Genomic DNA, 16698 nt, shown 5'->3' with positions numbered 1-16698 from the left:
CTCGCCTAACCCGGGGTCAGAAACCTCGTGTTCGGATTTGTCTTGATATCAAGATACATGATGTCGAGAGGCCGAGCACCGCGACGCGCCGCCGCTACCGCATCGAGCGCACGTAACCGACGACCCTGCGGCCGTCTCGGACCCGGTCCTCCCACGTGATGCCGACGCCCAGGAGCACCGCACTGACGGCGGCGATCAGGAGCACGCGCGGCGCCGCGTTCGCGTACGGACCGATGTTGCACAGCACCAGCAGTGCCAGGATCGAGGTGCCGGCGACGAACGGCGCCTGCCAGCTCAGGCGCACCCCGGCAGCCAGCGCGACGACGGCGCCCGCTCCGAGGAGCAGCGCGCGCAGATCGGTCGGGTCGGCCAGCGCCTGCGGGACGCTCGGCAGCAGCGCGAGCGCCAGTCCCGGGCCGAGGGTCGCCCACGTGCTCGTCCCGGAGCCCCGGTGGGTCTGGTGCACGCCGATCGCGAGGGCGACAACGCCGAGCGGGAGCGTGTAGGCCTCCACGAACGAGGAGCCACTCTCGACGATGAGCAGCACGTACGCGATCAGCAGCGAGACACCACCCGGCCAGACGTACCAACGTCGACCGGCCACGGCGAGGCCCAGGGCGACGAGGACGGCACCGACCAAGGTCCAGCGCACCGCCATCTCCCCCGTCGACCCGGGGACGGCCAGACCCACCACGATGCCTGCGGCCCCGGCGAGCTCGAGCGGCACGCGGGCGGGGTGCTCCGGGAGGCGCAGGTTCGCGACGGCCACCAGTGTGAGGCCCACACCGAGCACCACGAGCGCCGTGATCGTCTCGTCCAGGTCGATCTGACCCACCAGCGACCCGACTCCGGCGACCGCCAGCCATCCGGCGACGACACCGCTCAGCACGCGCAGGACGTCGGGGCCCTTCATGATCGCGAGAGGGGCCAGGATCGCCGCGCCCGCGAGCCACGTCGCGCTCGACACCCCGTGCGAGGCCCCGGCGAGGGTCGAGGCGGTCAGGACCAGGAACAGGGCGACCGGTCCGGCCGCGATCACGGCCTCGCGCACCCGCAGGGCGACCAGGGCCAGCGCCAGCAGCACGGCAGCGGCCGCCCACACGGGCAGGCGCAGCGCCACGACGGCCTCGATCGCGCCCAGCGCGGCCACGACCGTCATGATCGACGTCGCGTGGCCGCGCAGGCCCGACGCCTCCGGCCAGCGCGGGAGCGCCCACGCGACGACGAGGAGCCCGGCGAGGACGACGGGCACCGCCCACAGCTCGTGGTTCTCGACGCTCCCGACGTCGAGGCGGCCGTTCCACTGCAGAGCCCAGGGATCCTGCAGGATCAGGCCGATGACGCCACCGACCTCGCCCAGCAGGGCCAGGTGCATCAGCGCGACGGCGACGATCACGGGCAGCGCAGCCACTCGTACCCCACGCATCCAGTCGTCGGTCCCGCGGATCCCGACCGCCGCGAGCACAGCGGCAAGGAGGGCAACGGTGGAGGCGATGACCTCGTCGCTCGCGCCATCCGCAGTCGGCACCACGACGAGGGCGACGACAGCCAGCACGGCCAGCGCCGTGGCAGGGAAGCGCACGATCGGGACCACCGCAGCGATCACGAATGCCGCGACCGCCATGAGCATCATCGGGACCCCGTGTCCGCCCGCCAGCACGTCGCCGATCGCCGGGTGTGCCCCCAGCTCCACGAGTGCCGCGATGTAGGCATAGACGAAGAACGCCGCCACGACCAGGCGCGCCACGATGGTCAGGGCCGCGAGATCGGCCGGCCGCGTCAGCAGGGCCAGCACTCCGACGACGACCAGGGCGATGACCGCTCGCCAGGCGAAGCCGATGTCGTCGACGACCCCCCCGGCGCCGAAGCCGGCGCCGACGATCCCGGCGCCACCCGCGACCACCGCAGTCGCCAGGACCACGGAGAGGTGGGGTCGCGCCCAGAGTGCGATCGCCACGGCCAGTGCCAGCAGGACGACGCCCCACACGAGCCAGGCAGCGGCGACGTCGAGCGACCCGAGACCGACCAGGCCCTCGTGGCGGGCCGCGAAGAAGTCGAGCGTGAGCAACGCCAGGAACACCGACCAGACGGCTTCGGCGGATGCGCGCAGAGGACGACGCGTGACCCAGACGCCGAGGGCGCCCATCACGGCGGTCACGGCGATGAGGATCAGCGTCCGACCGGCCAGGCCGAGGTCCTCCCACGACCGGGTCACGAAGATCGTGCCCGCGACGACGAGGCCGAAGGCGCCCAGCACGAGCAGGATGGTCCCGACCGGCCACGGCTTGGACGATGCCACGGACGGCTGCGGGGGCGCCGGGTAGGACGGGAAACCGGGGCCGCCCGGCGGCGGGGTGAACGGCTGCTGCTGGACCGGCGGCGGTTGGACCGGCGAGGGCTGGAACGGCGAGGGCTGGAACGGCGGCGCGGGAGCACCCTGAGGGACCGGCTGTCGCGCCACCCGATGCCGGCCCGCCCGTGCCAGCAGGTCGTCCGCCTGAAGGAGCACCTGCCACAGCTGGCGCACCTCGAGCGAGCTCAGGTCGAGGCCGCAGTGAGGGCACGCCGGTTCACCGGCGATCACTCCTCGGCAGTCTGGGCAGGCGTGAGGGTCGGCGAAGCGCATGGCCACACCATGGCGTGTGTGACAGCCAGACTCAAGTTGCGCCCAGCGTGTCGGCCCCTGTCGTTGAGTCCGCGCCCGCGAAATGGTCGATGAGCACCGTGCGCACCTGCAGGTAGAGAGACCGCATCGACACCGTCTCGCCGCGCTCGGCGCGGCGCGCCCACTCGTCGTAGGCCAAGCGCAGAGTGGTGCTGATCGCAGTGACGACGGCGCGGGCGTGGATCTCGTCGACGTCGGGGTCGCAGTTGGCGCGCAGCACCATGGTCGTGAGCTCCTGCACCTGCTCGTCCTCACGGGTGAGAGCGCGCGCGAGCAGGCCCGGGTCGGCGAGAACGAGGCGGCGCGCCCGCAGGATGCGGGCGTGGCCCTCGGGAGACTCCGCATCCAGGGCATCGATGCTTGCGAGGCAGGCCTGCTCGATCGCGCGGATCACGGCGGGCGCCGTCTGATCGACGGCGCGCACGCTCGCCACGAGCCGCTCCATCGAGTCGTCGTCGACGAACAGGGCGTTCTCCTTCGTCACGGCGTGGCGATAGAAGGTGCGTGGAGCGATGCCGGCCGCCTCGGAGATCTCCTCCACCGTCGTGGCCGACACCCCCTGGCGCTCGAAGAGCTCGATCGCAGCATCGCAGATGTCGCGACGGGTCTCGCGACGTCGCAGCTCGCGCAGACCGCCGTGGGTGTCGAAGTCGCTCACCCGCCCATCCTCGCACCCTGCCGAGAAAAGTGGCAGTCGCTGCCATATAGTGGCGACGGCGCTCTGGCCGATTTTTCCGGCGCGCCATGCGCCCCTTCGCCAGCCCGGTCGACAGAAAGCCCTTCGTGACGCTCGAGCAGAACCACCAGACCGCCTCGCCCTCCACCGGCACCCTCACTCACCGCACCGGCCCGGTGATCGCCCTTCTCGTGGGGTCGGCCTTCGTCGTCATCCTGAACGAGACGATCATGGGCGTCGCCCTGCCCCGGCTCATGACCGACCTCGACATCACCGCGGCCACCGCGCAGTGGTTGACCACCGGATTCCTGCTCACCATGGCGATCGTGATCCCGTGCACCGGCTACCTGCTGGCTCGGTTCCCGCTGCGAGGGCTGTTCTTCACGGCGATGTCCCTGTTCGCCACCGGGACCCTGATCGCGGCGCTCTCCCCCGGCTTCGAAATGCTGCTCGCCGGGCGTGTGGTCCAGGCCTCCGGCACCGCGATCATGATTCCCCTGCTGTTCACCACCGTGCTCAACGTCGTGGCGCCCGAGCGGCGCGGCCGCATGATGGGTGTCATCACGATCGTCATCGCCGTGGCCCCGGCGATCGGACCGACGGTGGCCGGGGTCGTCCTGTCGGCCCTGGACTGGCGCTGGATGTTCTGGCTGGTGCTGCCCATCGCGCTGCTCGCCATCGCGCTCGGTGCGGTGTGGGTGCGCAACGTCACCGAGACCTCGCACGCCACGTTCGACCCGCTGTCGGCCGTGCTCGCCGCGATCGGCTTCGGCGGTTCCATCTACGGCCTCAGCCTCATCGGCGAGTCAGCCTCGGGCGACACGCCCGTCTCGTTCTGGGTTCCGCTCGTCGTCGGCGCCGTCGCGCTCGGCGTGTTCGTGCTGCGCCAGCTGTCGCTGCAGAAGACCGACACCGCCTTCCTCGACCTGCGCACCTTCGCCTCGCGCTCCTTCAGCCTCGCCGTCGCGCTCGTCGTCGTCGTGATGGCGGCACTGTTCGGCTCCCTCATCCTCCTGCCGCTGTTCCTGCAGGACGCTCTTGGGCTCGACACCCTCGAGGTGGGCCTGATGATGCTGCCCGGCGGCGTCCTCATGGGCGTGATCGCGCCGATCGTCGGCGCGCTCTTCGATCGCTTCGGACCCCGGCCGTTGGTGCTGCCCGGGATGAGCGTCGCCGCCGTTGCCCTCTGGGGCATGACCACGTTCGACATGGACACCGAGATCTGGTGGATCGTGCTCGTCTACATGGTCCTCAACCTCGGACTCGGCTTCGTCTTCACCCCGCTCCTCACCTCGGCACTCGGCTCCCTCCCCCGCGCCCTGTACTCCCACGGCAGCGCGGTCATGAGCACCCTCCAGCAGGTCGCGGGCGCCGCCGGCACCGCGCTGTTCATCACGCTCATGTCGCTCGGCACCAGGCGGGCCGAGGATGCCGGTGACGGCCCCGCCGAGGCGCTGGCTGCCGGGGTGCACAGCGCATTCCTCGTCGGGGCGGTCATCGCCACCGTGGCCGTCGCGCTCACCCTGTTCGTGCGCAGGCCTGCCGACGTCGAGGAGCCGTCACCCCAGGTCGTCGGGCACTAGGTCCAGCGACGGCGTCAGTGCCGGCCGCGCGGGCCGAGCACCGGCCGCCAGCTGGCCGCCGTGTCCGGGTCACCCGTGCCGTCGTAGCGCGCTCGCAGGGGGTATGCGTACACCGGACGTTCCATCGTGGTGCTCCCGGTGGCGACCTTGCTGGCCAGCACCGAGGTGGGCGCCTTGCCCCGCTCGGTCCAGGCGCGGATGTCGCGGAGCCAGTCGACCTGGTCGGCACCGGGCCCGCCGCCGCAGTGGTACACGCCGGGCAGCAGGTACAACCGCGCGAACTGCTGGGTGCGGGCCAGCGAGCCGTAGCGTCGAACCACGTCCTCGTAGTACTGGATGGTGCCGAACGGAGTGATCAGCGGGTCGGCGAGGCCGTGGTAGATCATCAACTTTCCGCCCGAGCGGCGGAACGCATCGAGGTTGGTGGTGTCGGCGTTGTAGACGTTCGCCAGCGTGCTCAGCCGGGCTGCGTCCCGGTTCGGATCGAAGTCCCGCAGCGAGTAGTCCGGCCCGGGGTCGGACGGGAACGCCAGATAGCGCAGGGCTTGCTCGGCGAACGCACCGCCACCGCTGAGGCCGGTCGGCGAGGTGCTGATGTCGGCACCGACCCAGCCGCCCTCCGAGCCCCGAGGAAGCCCACCGGGGTACAGCTCGCGGCCCCGGTCGTCGCGCGGGCTGTCGTACCACTTCTTCACCACAGCGACCTGCGCAGCACTGAGACACCCCGTCGCGGCCCCGCCATCCGGGCAGAGCAGCGTCGCCGGGTTGAACCGGCAGGTGCGCGGATCGTCGACCACACCGTCGGCGACCGGCCCGTCGCAGGCCTCCTGCACGCCTCGGGCGACCAACGCGGCGGCGTCCGCGTCGACGATCTGCCGGAAGCTCGCGTCCCGGTTCTGCAGCTCCCTCACCCCCTGGGAGAGAGGAGCCAGGTAGTTCTGCCGGTTGGCCGGCGCACCGGCCACGATCCCGTCGAAGTCGTGCGGCCAGCGCTGCGCCTCGATCAGGGCCTGCCGGCCACCGGTCGAGCAGCCCACGAAGTAGGAGTACGCGGGTGCATGGCGGGTCAGCTTCGTGAGCGCAGCCTTGGCGGCCAGCGCGGTCAGGTGTTCCGAGAGGTAGCCCCAGGTCTTCTGGGCCGCAGTGTTGTTGAACGCGAACGAGGCGTCGGACCCGCTCCCGACGTGGCCGGTGTCGTCGGAGGCGACCGCGTACCCGAGGTCGACGCTGGCGTCGCCTGACGTGCCGGCGGTCGGGATGCTGCCGCAGAAACCGCCGCCGCCCTGCTGGACGTAGCGGCGGTTCCAGTCGGTCGGCGCGGCCAGGCGCAGCTGGATCACGGAGGTGCTGGCGTCGCCGGCGCGGACCGTGACGCTCGCGCGTACGTCGCAGTAGGCCGTGCCGGCGGCGGTGCGGCCAGTGGTCGCGGACGTGACCACCGTCCGGTGTCCGACGGCGCGACTCAGGTTGCCGATCGCGGCGGTGGAGCAGTCGGTTCGTGTCGCGGGACGATCATGGGCGACGGCGGGACCGGGTGACCCGGCGACGACCAGACCGGCCGCGACGGCCATCCCGCTGAGAAGACGTAGGACGTGTCGCACGAGGGACTCCGATGTTTCGCTGGGCGGAACGTCGCTGAGGCACCGCGACCTTGAGATCACGGTAAAACCGGCATGACACGAAGTCAACGGTCACCAGCATCGTTCCGCCTGACGACGGCTCGGATCACCGCAGGTTGGAATCGACCCTCTCCAGCAGCGCGACGCACTCGACGTGCTGGGTCATCGGGAACAGGTCGAACGCGCGCAGGTCGGTGAGGACGTAGCCCTTGCTCGCGAACGACGCGAGGTCGCGCGCCAGCGCGGCCGGGTCGCAGGCGACGTAGACGATGCGGCGCGGCTCCAGGGCAGCGATGTCGGCCACGGCCTTCTTCGCGCCCGTGCGCGGCGGGTCGAGGACCACGACGTCCGCGCGCTCACCGAGGGCGTGCTGGCGCAGCGCCCGCTCGACGGTCTCCCCCACGAGCCTCACCTGCGCGAGGTCGTGCAGATTGCGGCGGGCGTCGCGGGACGCGCCCGGATCGGACTCGACGCTGAGGACGGTGCCGCCCTCCCCCGTCTGCTCGGCGAGGAAGGTCGTGAACAGGCCGACGCCCGCGTAGAGATCGAGAACCGTGTCGCCGGGCCGCACGTCGGCGGCCGCGAGCACCGCGTCGACCAGGGTGGCCGCCGCCTGCGGGTGCACCTGCCAGAAGCCCGAGCCGCTGACCCGGAAGTCAGCGGTGCGCACCCGCTCGGTGACCGCGCCTCGGCCGCCGCGGGTCGTGCCGTCCATCGCGACGACGCCGTCCACCTCGGCCTCGACCTCGTCGCTGATGCTGGCGTCGGTCACGAGCAGCCGGTCACCCGTCGAGGACACGATCGCCTCGACCGCCTCGGCGTCCCACGTGCGCCCCAGCACCTGCGGCAGGTCGGGGTGGGCGATGAGGCAGCGGTCCACGGGCACGATCTCGTGCGACCGGTGCCGGCGCAGTCCGGGGCGCCCGTCCTCGTCGACCGCGAACTGCACGCGCGTACGCCAGCCGAGTGCGTCGGGGTCGACCGCCTCGACCGCACCGTCCCACTGCAGGCCCGCCAGGCGGCGCAGCTGCTCGCGGACGACGTCGCCGAGCAGCTCACGCTGGACCGCGGGCTCGACGTGCTGGAAGTCGCATCCTCCGCACTTGCCGGGCCCGGCCCACGGGCACGGCGGCACGACCCGTCCCGGAGCGGCCTCGATGACCTCGATCGCGTCGGCGCGCAGGAACGTCTTGGTCTCCTCGGTCACCCGGATGCGCACCTTCTCGCCCGGCAGGGCGTGCCGGACGAACACGACCTGGCCGTCCAGGCGGGCGACGCAGTGGCCACCGTGGGCGATCGGGCCGATGTCGACGACGGCTTCGATCGCCATCATCGGCTCCGGAACCCGCGTCGGACGTCACCCGGTGCCGGACGTTCCTGGGCCAGCTTCTTCCTCGCGTGACGGGCCGAGCTCAGCTGGTAGGGAACGCTGGTCACCATGACTCCGGGCACGAACAACAAACGTCCTTTCAATCGCAGGGCGGTCTGGTTGTGCAGCAGCTGCTCCCACCAGTGGCCGACCACGTACTCGGGGATGTAGACCGTGATGATGTCGCGGGGGCCGGACTTGCGCAGCTCCTTGACGTAGCGCACCACGGGACGCACCAGCTCGCGGTAGGGCGAGTCGACGACCTTGAGCGGCACGGGGATCTTGAGGTCCTCCCACTGCTTCATCAGGTTAGCGGTCTGGTCGGGGTCGAAGCCGACGGTCAGCGCCTCGAGCGTGTTCGGACGGGACACGCGGGCGTACGTGAGCGCACGCATCGTGGGCTTGTGCAGCCTGCTGACCAGGACGATCGCGTGGACTCGCGACGGCAGGGTCACGTCGGAGTCGTCGATCGCGAGCTCGCCGGCGACCCGGGTGTAGTGCCGGTTGATCGCGCGCATCAGCACGAAGACCCCGATCATCGCGACGATCGCGATCCAGGCGCCGGCGAGGAACTTGGTCAGCAGCACGATGACGAGCACCGTCGCGGTCATCGCCAGCCCGATCGTGTTGACCGCCCGCGACCGCTTCATGCGCGTGCGCTCGCGGGGATCCGTCTCGGCCGCGAGGTGCCTGTTCCAGTGCCTGATCATGCCGAGCTGGCTGAGGTTGAACGAGACGAAGACGCCCACGATGTAGAGCTGGATGAGCTTGGTGACCTCGGCGTCGAACGCCTGGATCAGCACGATCGCCGCGAGGGCGAGCACGATGATGCCGTTGCTGAACGTGAGGCGGTCGCCGCGGGTGTCGAGCTGGCGCGGCAGGAAGCCGTCGCGCGCGAGGATCGACCCGAGCACCGGGAAGCCGTTGAACGCGGTGTTGGCGGCCAGGATGAGGATGATGCCGGTGCACGCGATCGTGAAGTAGAACAGCGGCGTGAAGTCGCTGTAGAGGGTCTTGGCGAGCTGACCGATCACGGTGTCCTGCGTGTAGCTGTCCCCGGCGGGGCTGCCATCGGGACGCAGCAGCTGGGTCGCGGGGTCCTCCACGAAGCGCAGCTTCATCAGGTCGGCCAGCACGATGATGCTCATCAGCATCGCGATCGCGAGCGATCCCAGCAGCAGCAGGGTCGTGGCGGCGTTCTTGCTCTTGGGCTTCTTGAACGCCGGGACGCCGTTGCTGATCGCCTCGACCCCCGTCAGCGCCGCGCAGCCTGACGAGAACGCGCGCGCCAGCAGGAACACCATCGCGACGCCCGTGAGCCCCTGCTCGAACTGCCCCTCGGGCGCGATGTCGAAGCCTGCGCTCGGCGCCTCCGGCAGGTCGCCGAACAGGTAGCGGGAGTAGCCCCACAGGCCCATCATCAAGATCGCGGCCATGAACAGATACGTGGGCACCGCGAACGCCTTGCCCGACTCCTTCGTCCCGCGCAGGTTCATCGCCATCAGCACGATGACGAGCACCGACGCAGCCGTGGCCTCGTGCCCGTTCAGCCAGGGCAGGGCCGAGGTCGCGTTCTGCACCCCCGAGGAGATCGAGACCGCAACCGTGAGCACGTAGTCCACGAGCAGCGCGCTGCCCACGGTGAGCCCGGCCGTGGGGCCGAGGTTGACCGTCGCGACCTCGTAGTCGCCGCCGCCGCTGGGGTACGCGTGGACGTTCTGGCGGTACGACGCGACGACGGTCAGCAGCACCAGGGTCACGGCGATGCCGATCTTCCAGTTGAACGCGTACGCGGACAGCCCGCCGAGCGACAACGTCAAGAAGATCTCGTCCGGGGCGTACGCGACCGAGGACAGCGCATCGCTGGCGAAGACCGGCAGCGCGATCCGCTTCGGCAGGAGGGTCTCCCCCAGCTGGGTGCTGCGGAGCTTGCGGCCGACCAGCGCCCGTTTGGTGACCTCGGTGACTCCCACGAGAGTCGATGCTAGACCTGCGGTGGGCATCTCACCGACTGGCGCACACGGGGAGCCCTTTGCCGGTGTAGCGTCGCCTCCGTGCACATCGTGATCATGGGTTGCGGACGGGTCGGATCGACTCTCACGCGCAGCCTCGAGCAGCGCGGCCACACCACCGCCGTCATCGACACGAACCCCGACGCGTTCCGTCGTCTGGGTCCGGGTTTCAGCGGCATCACCGTCACCGGGATGGGCTTCGACCGCGAGGTGCTGAAGAAGGCGGGCATCGAGCGTGCCGACGCCTTCGCGGCCGTCTCGAGCGGTGACAACTCCAACATCATCTCCGCGCGGGTGGCCCGTGAGCAGTTCAAGATCGAGAACGTGGTCGCGCGCATTTACGACCCGGGACGAGCCGAGGTCTACGAGCGGCTCGGCGTGCCGACCGTCGCCACCGTGCCATGGGCGGCCGACCAGGTGCTCCGCCGGCTCGTGCCCGCGGGATCCGAGCCGGCCTGGCGCGACCAGTCCGGCGACGTCCGCCTCGACACGGTCTACGCCCCGTTCAGCTGGGTCGGCCACCGCATCGCCGAGCTGGAGGCCACCGCGAGCGTCCGCGTCGCCTACCTCACCCGGCTCGGCGCCGGCCTGATCGCGCAGCCCGACACGGTGATCCAGGAGGGCGACTACTTGAGCCTGTTCATGCTCGAGTCGACCGCCGAGAGCTCCCACGCCGCACTCGACGCAGGACCGGAGGCCGGATGATGCGCGTCGTGATCGCGGGAGCGGGCGCCGTCGGGCGCTCGATCGCCCAGGAGCTCATCGGCAACGGGCACTCGGTGCTCCTGATCGACAAGTCCCCCGCGTCGATCCGAGCCGAGCTCGTGCCCGAGGCTCAGTGGCTGCTCGCCGATGCGTGCGAGCTCTCCTCGCTGACGGAGGCCCAGCTCGAGTCGTCCGACGTCGTCATCGCTGCGACCGGTGACGACAAGGCCAACCTGGTCATCTCGCTGCTGGCCAAGACCGAGTTCGCAGTCCCCCGCACGGTGGGCCGCGTCAACCACCCGAGCAACGAGTGGCTGTTCAGCGAGTCCTGGGGCGTGGACGTCTCGGTCTCGACCCCGCGCCTGATGTCGGCGCTGGTCGAGGAGGCCGTCACGGTCGGCGACCTCGTGCGGCTGTTCACGTTCCGCCAGAGCAACACGACGCTGGTCGAGCTGACCATGCCGGCCAACTCGCCGTACGTCGGCAAGCGGGTCGCCGAGGTCCCGTGGCCCTCCGACGTCGTGCTCGTGGCGATCCTGCGCGACAACTCGATCGAGACTCCGGACGGCGACCGTTCGCTCGAGTCCGGGGACGAGCTGCTGTTCGTGACGCCCGAGGAGGCCGAGGACCACCTCGGCGAGCTGCTCTCCCCCAAGCACTGACCCCACCCAGATTTGTGGACTCCTGCACCGTTTTGCCCCGGGAAAACGTGCAGGAGGGCGCAAATCTGGGCGGGGGGTCAGCCGTCGAGCTTGATGGGGGTGCGGTTGCGGGTCAGCAGCCAGGCCATCGCGGCGAATGCGGCCAGCTGCAGGGGCCAGCCGAGGATGATCTTGCTCGCCCCCAGCAGACCGATCTGGTGATCCAGCCACAGCGGCAGCTGCACGGCCACACGCACGACGCACGGGATCGCGAGGATCCAGGTCAGCCTCGAGCAGAGCCGCACCATCGCCTTGTCGGCGTGCCACGCGGTGGGATCGCCCGTGACGGAGCCGACCAGGAAGCCCACGATCGGCCACCCGACCAGGATCGTCACGATGATGACGACGGCGTAGACGCTGTTGTAGATGAGGCCCGGCGTGAACACTGCGCGGGCGACGTCCTCCTCCGATCCCCCGGACCGCGAGGCCCGGTAGGCGAAGGCCGCACCGATGCCGATGCCGACCAGCGCGTTGAGGACGAACTGGGTCGTCGAGCGTTGCAGCAGCCGGATGAGCAGCAGAACGGCGGTCACCGAGACGCTCACGATGAGCGACAGCTTGATCTCGTCGGTGATCAGGAAGCAGATCGTGAACAGCGCCGTCGGCACGGCTCCCTCGATGATGCCGCGGGGGCCGCCGAGCGCCCGGGCGAGCTGGGCGCGGACGACCTGCTCGACGGTGGCCTGCGTGCTGGTCATCGCTGGGATCGCCTCATCGGGCTCACGCGTCGAGCTCGTACCGCGGGTTGTAGAGGACGCGCGTCGTGCCGCGCATGCCGACCCGGCCCGAGGCCTTGAGGTGGCGTCCTGCCCTGACGCCCTCGATCTTGCGACGTCCGAGCCAGATGAGGGTCACGCTGTCGGAGCCGTCGTAGAGCTCGGCCTCGAGGGCCGTGACGCCGTCGACCGGACGCAGCGTCACCGAGCGCAGGACGCCGTGGATCGTGACCACTGCACGGTCCGGCACCGACGCGATGAGCTTGCAACCGGCCTTGGCGGAGCCGGTCTTGAGCTCCCCGGCCTCCTGGTGCTCCGAGGACAACCGCTCGAGCGTCCTGCTGATGCGTCCCATGACCAGATCCTACTCGTCGTCCAGCACGACGGTGCTGGTCGACGGAGGCGTCAGCAGCAGCGCCTCGCGCAGCAGCCGCGGCTCGTCGCCGCGCACCACGATGACGTCGCGCAGGGCGTCCATCAAGATGCCCTCGTCGCTCGGGTTGAGGCCCGCATCGCCGAGGAACGTCGCGCGCAGCAGCCAGCGCGGGCCCTCGATGCCGACGATCCTGCTGGGCTGGAAGCCGTCCTCGCCCTCGACCTGGACCGGGACGCGCACGTGCAGCTCGGGGCCGAACGGGCCGTCGACCTGCTCGCACTCGCCGTTGAGCCGCTCGACCTCGAGGATCAGGTCGTCGCGCACCTCGTCCCAGAGGCCGCCGGACTTGTTGGCCGCGAACGCCCGCAGCTCGAGCGCCGAGTCGTCGGTGACGAACACGACCGAGCCGATGTCGTCGCTCTCGTCGACGGGCATCTCGAGGTTCAGCCCGACCCGGACCCGGACCTGCAGGGCACCGAGGTCGATGTACGCGGGGTCGTCGCCCGGCGATCTCTCGCTGGCGTCCCACGGACCCGAGTGACGTACGCCCTCGACCTCGACGTCGGCGACCTGCTCGTCGGGCGTCTCGTCGGACTGCTTCTTGCGGCGGCGGAGTGCCATCAGCTGCTCTCTCGTTGGATGTCGGCGGTCGCATGACCCCCTGTTGAACCGTAACCCCCCGAGCCGCGGACCGACTCCGGGAGAGCGTCCACCTCGGCGAACGTGACGTGCTCGACCCGCTGGATCACGAGCTGGGCGATCCGGTCGCCCCGGCTCAGCCTGATCGGCTGCGCCGGGTCGTGGTTGACGAGCAGGACCTTGATCTCGCCGCGGTAGCCCGCGTCGATCGTGCCGGGAGTGTTGACGATCGACAACCCGAGGCGCAGCGCGAGGCCGGATCGGGGATGGACGAACGCCGCGAGGCCCTCGGGCAGGGCCAGGGCGATGCCCGTCGGGACCAGCGCGCGCTCCCCCGGGCCGAGCTCGACGTCGACCGTCGTGACCAGGTCGGCCCCGGCATCGCCGGGATGGGCGTACGCGGGGAGCGGCACCCCCGGGTCGAGCCGCGTGACGGTCACCTCGAACATGGGTGCGACCCTACCTGCGTCGCGTCCACGACCGGCATGAGGCAAGGTTGAACCGTGACGACCTACCGTGAACGCCTGACCGCCCCGATCTCCTGGTGGCTCACCGCGCTCGGATTCGGCGTGGTGTGGGGATGGCTCTTCCTCGTGATCACCACCTGGACCATCGCGATCGTCGCGGCTGTCGTGGTCGCGGCCGTCTCCCTGTACGCCGTGTGGCGCTACGGCTCCCTGGTGATCTCGGTGACTCCCGAGGGCCTCCGGGCCGGGTCGGCCCACCTGGAGGCCGCCCACGTCGGACCGGCGACCGCGCTCGACCGCACGGCGTACCGCACCCGCCTCGGCACCGGGGCCGACGCCCGGGCGTACCTCGTCACCCGGCCCTACCTCGACCACGGGGTGGCCGTGGCCGTGTCCGACCCGGCCGACCCCACGCCCTACTGGCTCATCTCGACCCGGCACCCCGAGGCTCTGGCCACGGCGCTGGGCACCCCCACCCAGGCGCCGCAGAAGCCGGCCCACGACCCGATCGGAGACCCGCCCCGTGGCGAAGAAGCGTAAGAAGGCGTCCCTCGCCCAGGAAGCGGCGAAGACCCCCAACACCAAGGCCCCCGGCCGCGGCACGTGGAAGGTCATGGACAAGGGCTCGTCGGTCGTCGCCGGTCTGCTCGCGCAGCGGGCGTCGAGCCTCGCGTGGCGCACCGTCACCGGCAAGCGTCCCCCGACCAGCGGGCGCCACCCTGAGGTCAGCACCCGTGAGGCCGTCGCGTGGGCGATGGTCGGTGGCGGCATCATCGAGCTGGTCAAGGTCGGCGTGCGACGCGGCACCGCGACGTACTGGGTCAAGTCGACCGGTCAGCTGCCGCCCGGGATGAAGCCGCTCATGCGGGCCCAGGGCGACACTGCCCCGAGCACGACAAAGGAGCCGGTCCTTGCGGAACCGGCTCCCACTCACTCGTCGACCAGGAAGGTCAGTCGGCGCAGTCGCGGCAGATGAGCACGCCGTTCTTCTCCGAGGCGAGTTGGCTGCGGTGATGCACCAGGAAGCACGACGAGCAGGTGAACTCGTCCACCTGCTTGGGCACGACCTGGACCGCCAGCTCCTCGTGGGAGAGGTCTGCTCCGGGCAGCTCGAATGACTCCGCCGCCTCGGTCTCGTCCTCGTCGACCTTGCCCGAGTTCTTCTCGTGCCGACGCGCCTTGAGCTCTTCGATGCTGTCCTCGGACTGCTCTTCTTCGGTCTTGCGTGGTGCGTCGTAGTCGGTAGCCATCAAATCTCCCTTTGTGCGGAACAACCGGCGTGATTGTTCCACACCGCTCCTAATCCTCCGTTGTCAGAACCCACAAGACCGGACGAGATCGAAATATTCCTCTGCAACCGCAGGATGGGCGGCCATCACCATGCGCTCGTCCGGCACCCCGCCGAGACCGGTCACGACCAGTCCCGACTCGACCGCCACGAGCCCGGCCGCCGCGTGGTCCCACACGTGCAGGCCCTGCTCGAAGTACGCGTCGTAGTGGCCCTCGGCGAGGGCGCACAGGTTGAGAGCGGCGGACCCGGTGCGGCGGATGTCCGCGACCTGCGGGAGGAACGCCCCCATCGCGGCGGCCTGCTTGGCGCGGATCTCCGGGACGTAGTGGAAGCCGGTGGCGACCAGACCGCGCGCCGGGGGCACTCCCTGCGTCGCGACCAACGGGCGTCGCTCGTCGCCGTCGTGGCGCCAGGCACCCTCGCCGCGTACGGCACCGTGCTCCTCGCCGGAGGCGATGTTGACCACGTGGCCCGCGACGACGACCCCGTCGCGGCGGGCGGCGATCGACACCGCGTACGCGGGGATGCCGTGGACGAAGTTGACCGTGCCGTCGATCGGGTCCACGACCCAGTCGACGCCCGACGAGCCGGCCAGGTCGTCGCCCTCCTCGCCGACGAAGCCGTCGTCCGGTCGGGCCGCCAGGATGCGCTCGCGGATCAGCCGCTCGCACGCCTGGTCGATCTCGGTGACGACATCGGTGTCGCTGCTCTTGGTCGCCGCGACGTCGACGCGTCCTTCGGGACGACTGCGACGGACGAAGTCCGCGGCCTCCAGTCCCACTCGGCGCGCGACGTCGAACAGCGCCTGGCTCATGCCGTCACGTCCCCCACGCCGCCGATCGTGGGCAGCGAGGCCCGCGGGTTCAGGCAGCAGTCGGCCGGGCAGACGTCGTGCGAGGCCGGGAGCTCGCCGCACGCCTTGCGCTCGACGGTCTCGCCCCGCTCGACCGCGGCACGCTCGACCAGCAGGTCGCGGACCATCGCGACGAACTCCGGGTGCGCGCCGGGGGTGTCGACCCGGTCGTACTGCAGGCCGAGCCGCTCGGCCGTCGCCCTGGCCTCGGTGTCGAGGTCGTAGATGACCTCCATGTGGTCGGAGATGAAGCCGATCGGCACCACGACGACGGACTCGACGCCGTTCGCGTGGAGCTCCTCGAGGTGGTCGTTGACGTCGGGCTCGAGCCACGGCACGTGGGGCGATCCCGATCGCGAGCAGTAGACCAGCGACCAGTTCTCGGCACCTGCGCCCTCCGCGACCTGGGCCGCGACGCTCTCGTGCTGGCGCTCGTACATCCGCTGTCCCGGCCCGCCGCTGGCCTCGTTCATGGAGGTGGGGATCGAGTGGGTCACGAACACGACGTGCGTGCCTGTGGGCGCCGCCTCGAGCGAGGCCCGGGTCGCCTCGGTGAACGGCCCGACGAAGCCGGGGTGGTTGAAGTAGTGGCGCAGGCGGCTCAGGCCGATCTCGAGACCGCTCACCGCGTCGTACAGGTTCTCGCGGTACTGCCGGCACCCGGAGTACGACGAGTACGCGCTGGTGACGAAGCACGCGGCGCGCTTGACGCCGTCGGCCGCCATCTGCTCGGCCGCGTCGCGCAGGTAGGGGTCCCAGTTGCGGTTGCCCCAGTAGATCGGCAGGTCGATGCCGTGCTCGGCGAAGTCGGCGCGCAGCGCCTCCAGCAGCTCGACGTTGAGCGCGTTGATCGGCGACTTGCCGCCGAACTGGAAGTAGTGCTGGCCGACCTCCTCCAGGCGTTCGCGGGGGATGCCTCGCCCCGCGGTCACGTTCTCCAGGAAGGGCACCACGTCGTCGGGCTTCTCGGGCCCTCCGAACGACACCAGCAGCAGCGCATCAAAGGGTCGGACATCCATGCGTTCA

General features: G+C 70.5%; 17 protein-coding genes. 5 read left to right on the top strand and 12 right to left on the bottom strand.

All coding sequences use genetic code 11. The features are described 5' to 3' along the window. Nucleotides 1-94: 94 nt before the first annotated feature. Together GEV26_RS07460 and GEV26_RS07455 are read right to left on the bottom strand one after the other, a co-directional pair. Complete coding sequence (locus GEV26_RS07460; protein WP_153652485.1) at nt 95-2584, bottom strand: SCO7613 C-terminal domain-containing membrane protein; 2490 nt, start codon at nt 2582-2584, stop codon at nt 95-97. A 73-nt stretch (nt 2585-2657) separates the two neighbouring features. Beyond that, the gene (locus tag GEV26_RS07455; protein WP_153652484.1) at nt 2658-3323 is read right to left on the bottom strand and encodes a TetR/AcrR family transcriptional regulator; all 666 of its coding nucleotides are present in this window, start codon (nt 3321-3323) and stop codon (nt 2658-2660) included. Nucleotides 3324-3448: 125 nt separating this feature from the next. Here GEV26_RS07455 and GEV26_RS07450 point away from each other — a divergent pair, with 125 nt between their 5' ends. Then, complete coding sequence (locus GEV26_RS07450) at nt 3449-4924, top strand: MDR family MFS transporter (protein ID WP_243839007.1); 1476 nt, start codon at nt 3449-3451, stop codon at nt 4922-4924. Nucleotides 4925-4938: 14 nt separating this feature from the next. Here the strand turns inward: GEV26_RS07450 and GEV26_RS07445 are convergent, their stop codons facing one another. From GEV26_RS07445 to GEV26_RS07435, 3 genes are all read right to left on the bottom strand, one after another. Further along, nucleotides 4939-6525 carry a tannase/feruloyl esterase family alpha/beta hydrolase gene (locus tag GEV26_RS07445; RefSeq protein ID WP_153652482.1) on the bottom strand — a complete coding sequence of 529 codons (1587 nt, stop codon included), beginning with the start codon at nt 6523-6525 and terminating at the stop codon, nt 4939-4941. A gap of 124 nt (nt 6526-6649) precedes the next feature. Continuing rightward, nucleotides 6650-7873 (bottom strand): class I SAM-dependent RNA methyltransferase, encoded by a 1224-nt coding sequence (locus tag GEV26_RS07440; RefSeq protein WP_153652481.1) that lies wholly within the window; start codon nt 7871-7873, stop codon nt 6650-6652. After that, complete coding sequence (locus GEV26_RS07435; RefSeq protein ID WP_412838314.1) at nt 7873-9885, bottom strand: APC family permease; 2013 nt, start codon at nt 9883-9885, stop codon at nt 7873-7875. Before GEV26_RS07435 ends, GEV26_RS07440 begins: the two co-directional genes overlap by 1 nt. A 96-nt stretch (nt 9886-9981) precedes the next feature. On the opposite strand from GEV26_RS07435, the gene GEV26_RS07430 reads away from it, so the two are divergent. Together GEV26_RS07430 and GEV26_RS07425 are read left to right on the top strand one after the other, a co-directional pair. Beyond that, on the top strand, nt 9982-10629 hold the full coding sequence (locus GEV26_RS07430; protein WP_153911868.1) for a potassium channel family protein: 648 nt from the start codon (nt 9982-9984) through the stop codon (nt 10627-10629). Continuing rightward, a complete protein-coding gene (locus GEV26_RS07425; RefSeq protein ID WP_153652478.1) occupies nt 10629-11291 on the top strand; it encodes a potassium channel family protein in 663 nt (220 codons plus the stop codon). Before GEV26_RS07430 ends, GEV26_RS07425 begins: the two co-directional genes overlap by 1 nt. Nucleotides 11292-11368: 77 nt before the next feature. On the opposite strand, the gene GEV26_RS07420 is transcribed toward GEV26_RS07425, so the two are convergent. The 4 genes from GEV26_RS07420 to dut are packed head-to-tail and all read right to left on the bottom strand — an operon-like array spanning nt 11369 to nt 13510. Continuing rightward, nucleotides 11369-12028, bottom strand: a complete 660-nt coding sequence (locus GEV26_RS07420; protein ID WP_153652477.1) for a DUF3159 domain-containing protein — start codon at nt 12026-12028, stop codon at nt 11369-11371. Between the two features lie 22 nt (nt 12029-12050). Then, the gene (locus GEV26_RS07415; RefSeq protein ID WP_153652476.1) at nt 12051-12401 is read right to left on the bottom strand and encodes an OB-fold nucleic acid binding domain-containing protein; all 351 of its coding nucleotides are present in this window, start codon (nt 12399-12401) and stop codon (nt 12051-12053) included. A 9-nt stretch (nt 12402-12410) separates the two neighbouring features. Further along, nucleotides 12411-13043, bottom strand: coding sequence for a DUF3710 domain-containing protein (locus GEV26_RS07410; protein WP_153652475.1), 633 nt, complete (start codon nt 13041-13043; stop codon nt 12411-12413). Continuing rightward, a complete protein-coding gene (gene dut, locus GEV26_RS07405; protein WP_153652474.1) occupies nt 13043-13510 on the bottom strand; it encodes a dUTP diphosphatase in 468 nt (155 codons plus the stop codon). The genes GEV26_RS07410 and dut overlap by 1 nt, the downstream gene beginning before the upstream one ends. Before the next feature lie 54 nt (nt 13511-13564). Here dut and GEV26_RS07400 point away from each other — a divergent pair, with 54 nt between their 5' ends. Together GEV26_RS07400 and GEV26_RS07395 are read left to right on the top strand one after the other, a co-directional pair. After that, a complete protein-coding gene (locus GEV26_RS07400) occupies nt 13565-14068 on the top strand; it encodes a DUF3093 domain-containing protein (RefSeq protein ID WP_153652473.1) in 504 nt (167 codons plus the stop codon). Beyond that, on the top strand, nt 14052-14504 hold the full coding sequence (locus tag GEV26_RS07395; protein ID WP_153652472.1) for a DUF4235 domain-containing protein: 453 nt from the start codon (nt 14052-14054) through the stop codon (nt 14502-14504). Before GEV26_RS07400 ends, GEV26_RS07395 begins: the two co-directional genes overlap by 17 nt. Here the strand turns inward: GEV26_RS07395 and GEV26_RS07390 are convergent. From GEV26_RS07390 to GEV26_RS07380, 3 genes are all read right to left on the bottom strand, one after another. Then, nucleotides 14479-14778 (bottom strand): DUF4193 domain-containing protein, encoded by a 300-nt coding sequence (locus GEV26_RS07390; protein WP_153652471.1) that lies wholly within the window; start codon nt 14776-14778, stop codon nt 14479-14481. The genes GEV26_RS07395 and GEV26_RS07390 overlap by 26 nt on opposite strands. A 63-nt stretch (nt 14779-14841) precedes the next feature. After that, nucleotides 14842-15633, bottom strand: a complete 792-nt coding sequence (locus GEV26_RS07385) for an inositol monophosphatase family protein (protein ID WP_153652470.1) — start codon at nt 15631-15633, stop codon at nt 14842-14844. Beyond that, complete coding sequence (locus GEV26_RS07380; protein ID WP_153652469.1) at nt 15630-16691, bottom strand: ferrochelatase; 1062 nt, start codon at nt 16689-16691, stop codon at nt 15630-15632. Before GEV26_RS07380 ends, GEV26_RS07385 begins: the two co-directional genes overlap by 4 nt. Between the last annotated feature and the right edge of the window lie 7 nt (nt 16692-16698).

Origin of the sequence: Aeromicrobium yanjiei, from assembly GCF_009649075.1 — a bacterium.
Taxonomy (GTDB): Bacteria; Actinomycetota; Actinomycetes; order Propionibacteriales; family Nocardioidaceae; genus Aeromicrobium; species Aeromicrobium yanjiei.
This window is presented reverse-complemented; position numbering and strand designations above follow the sequence as displayed.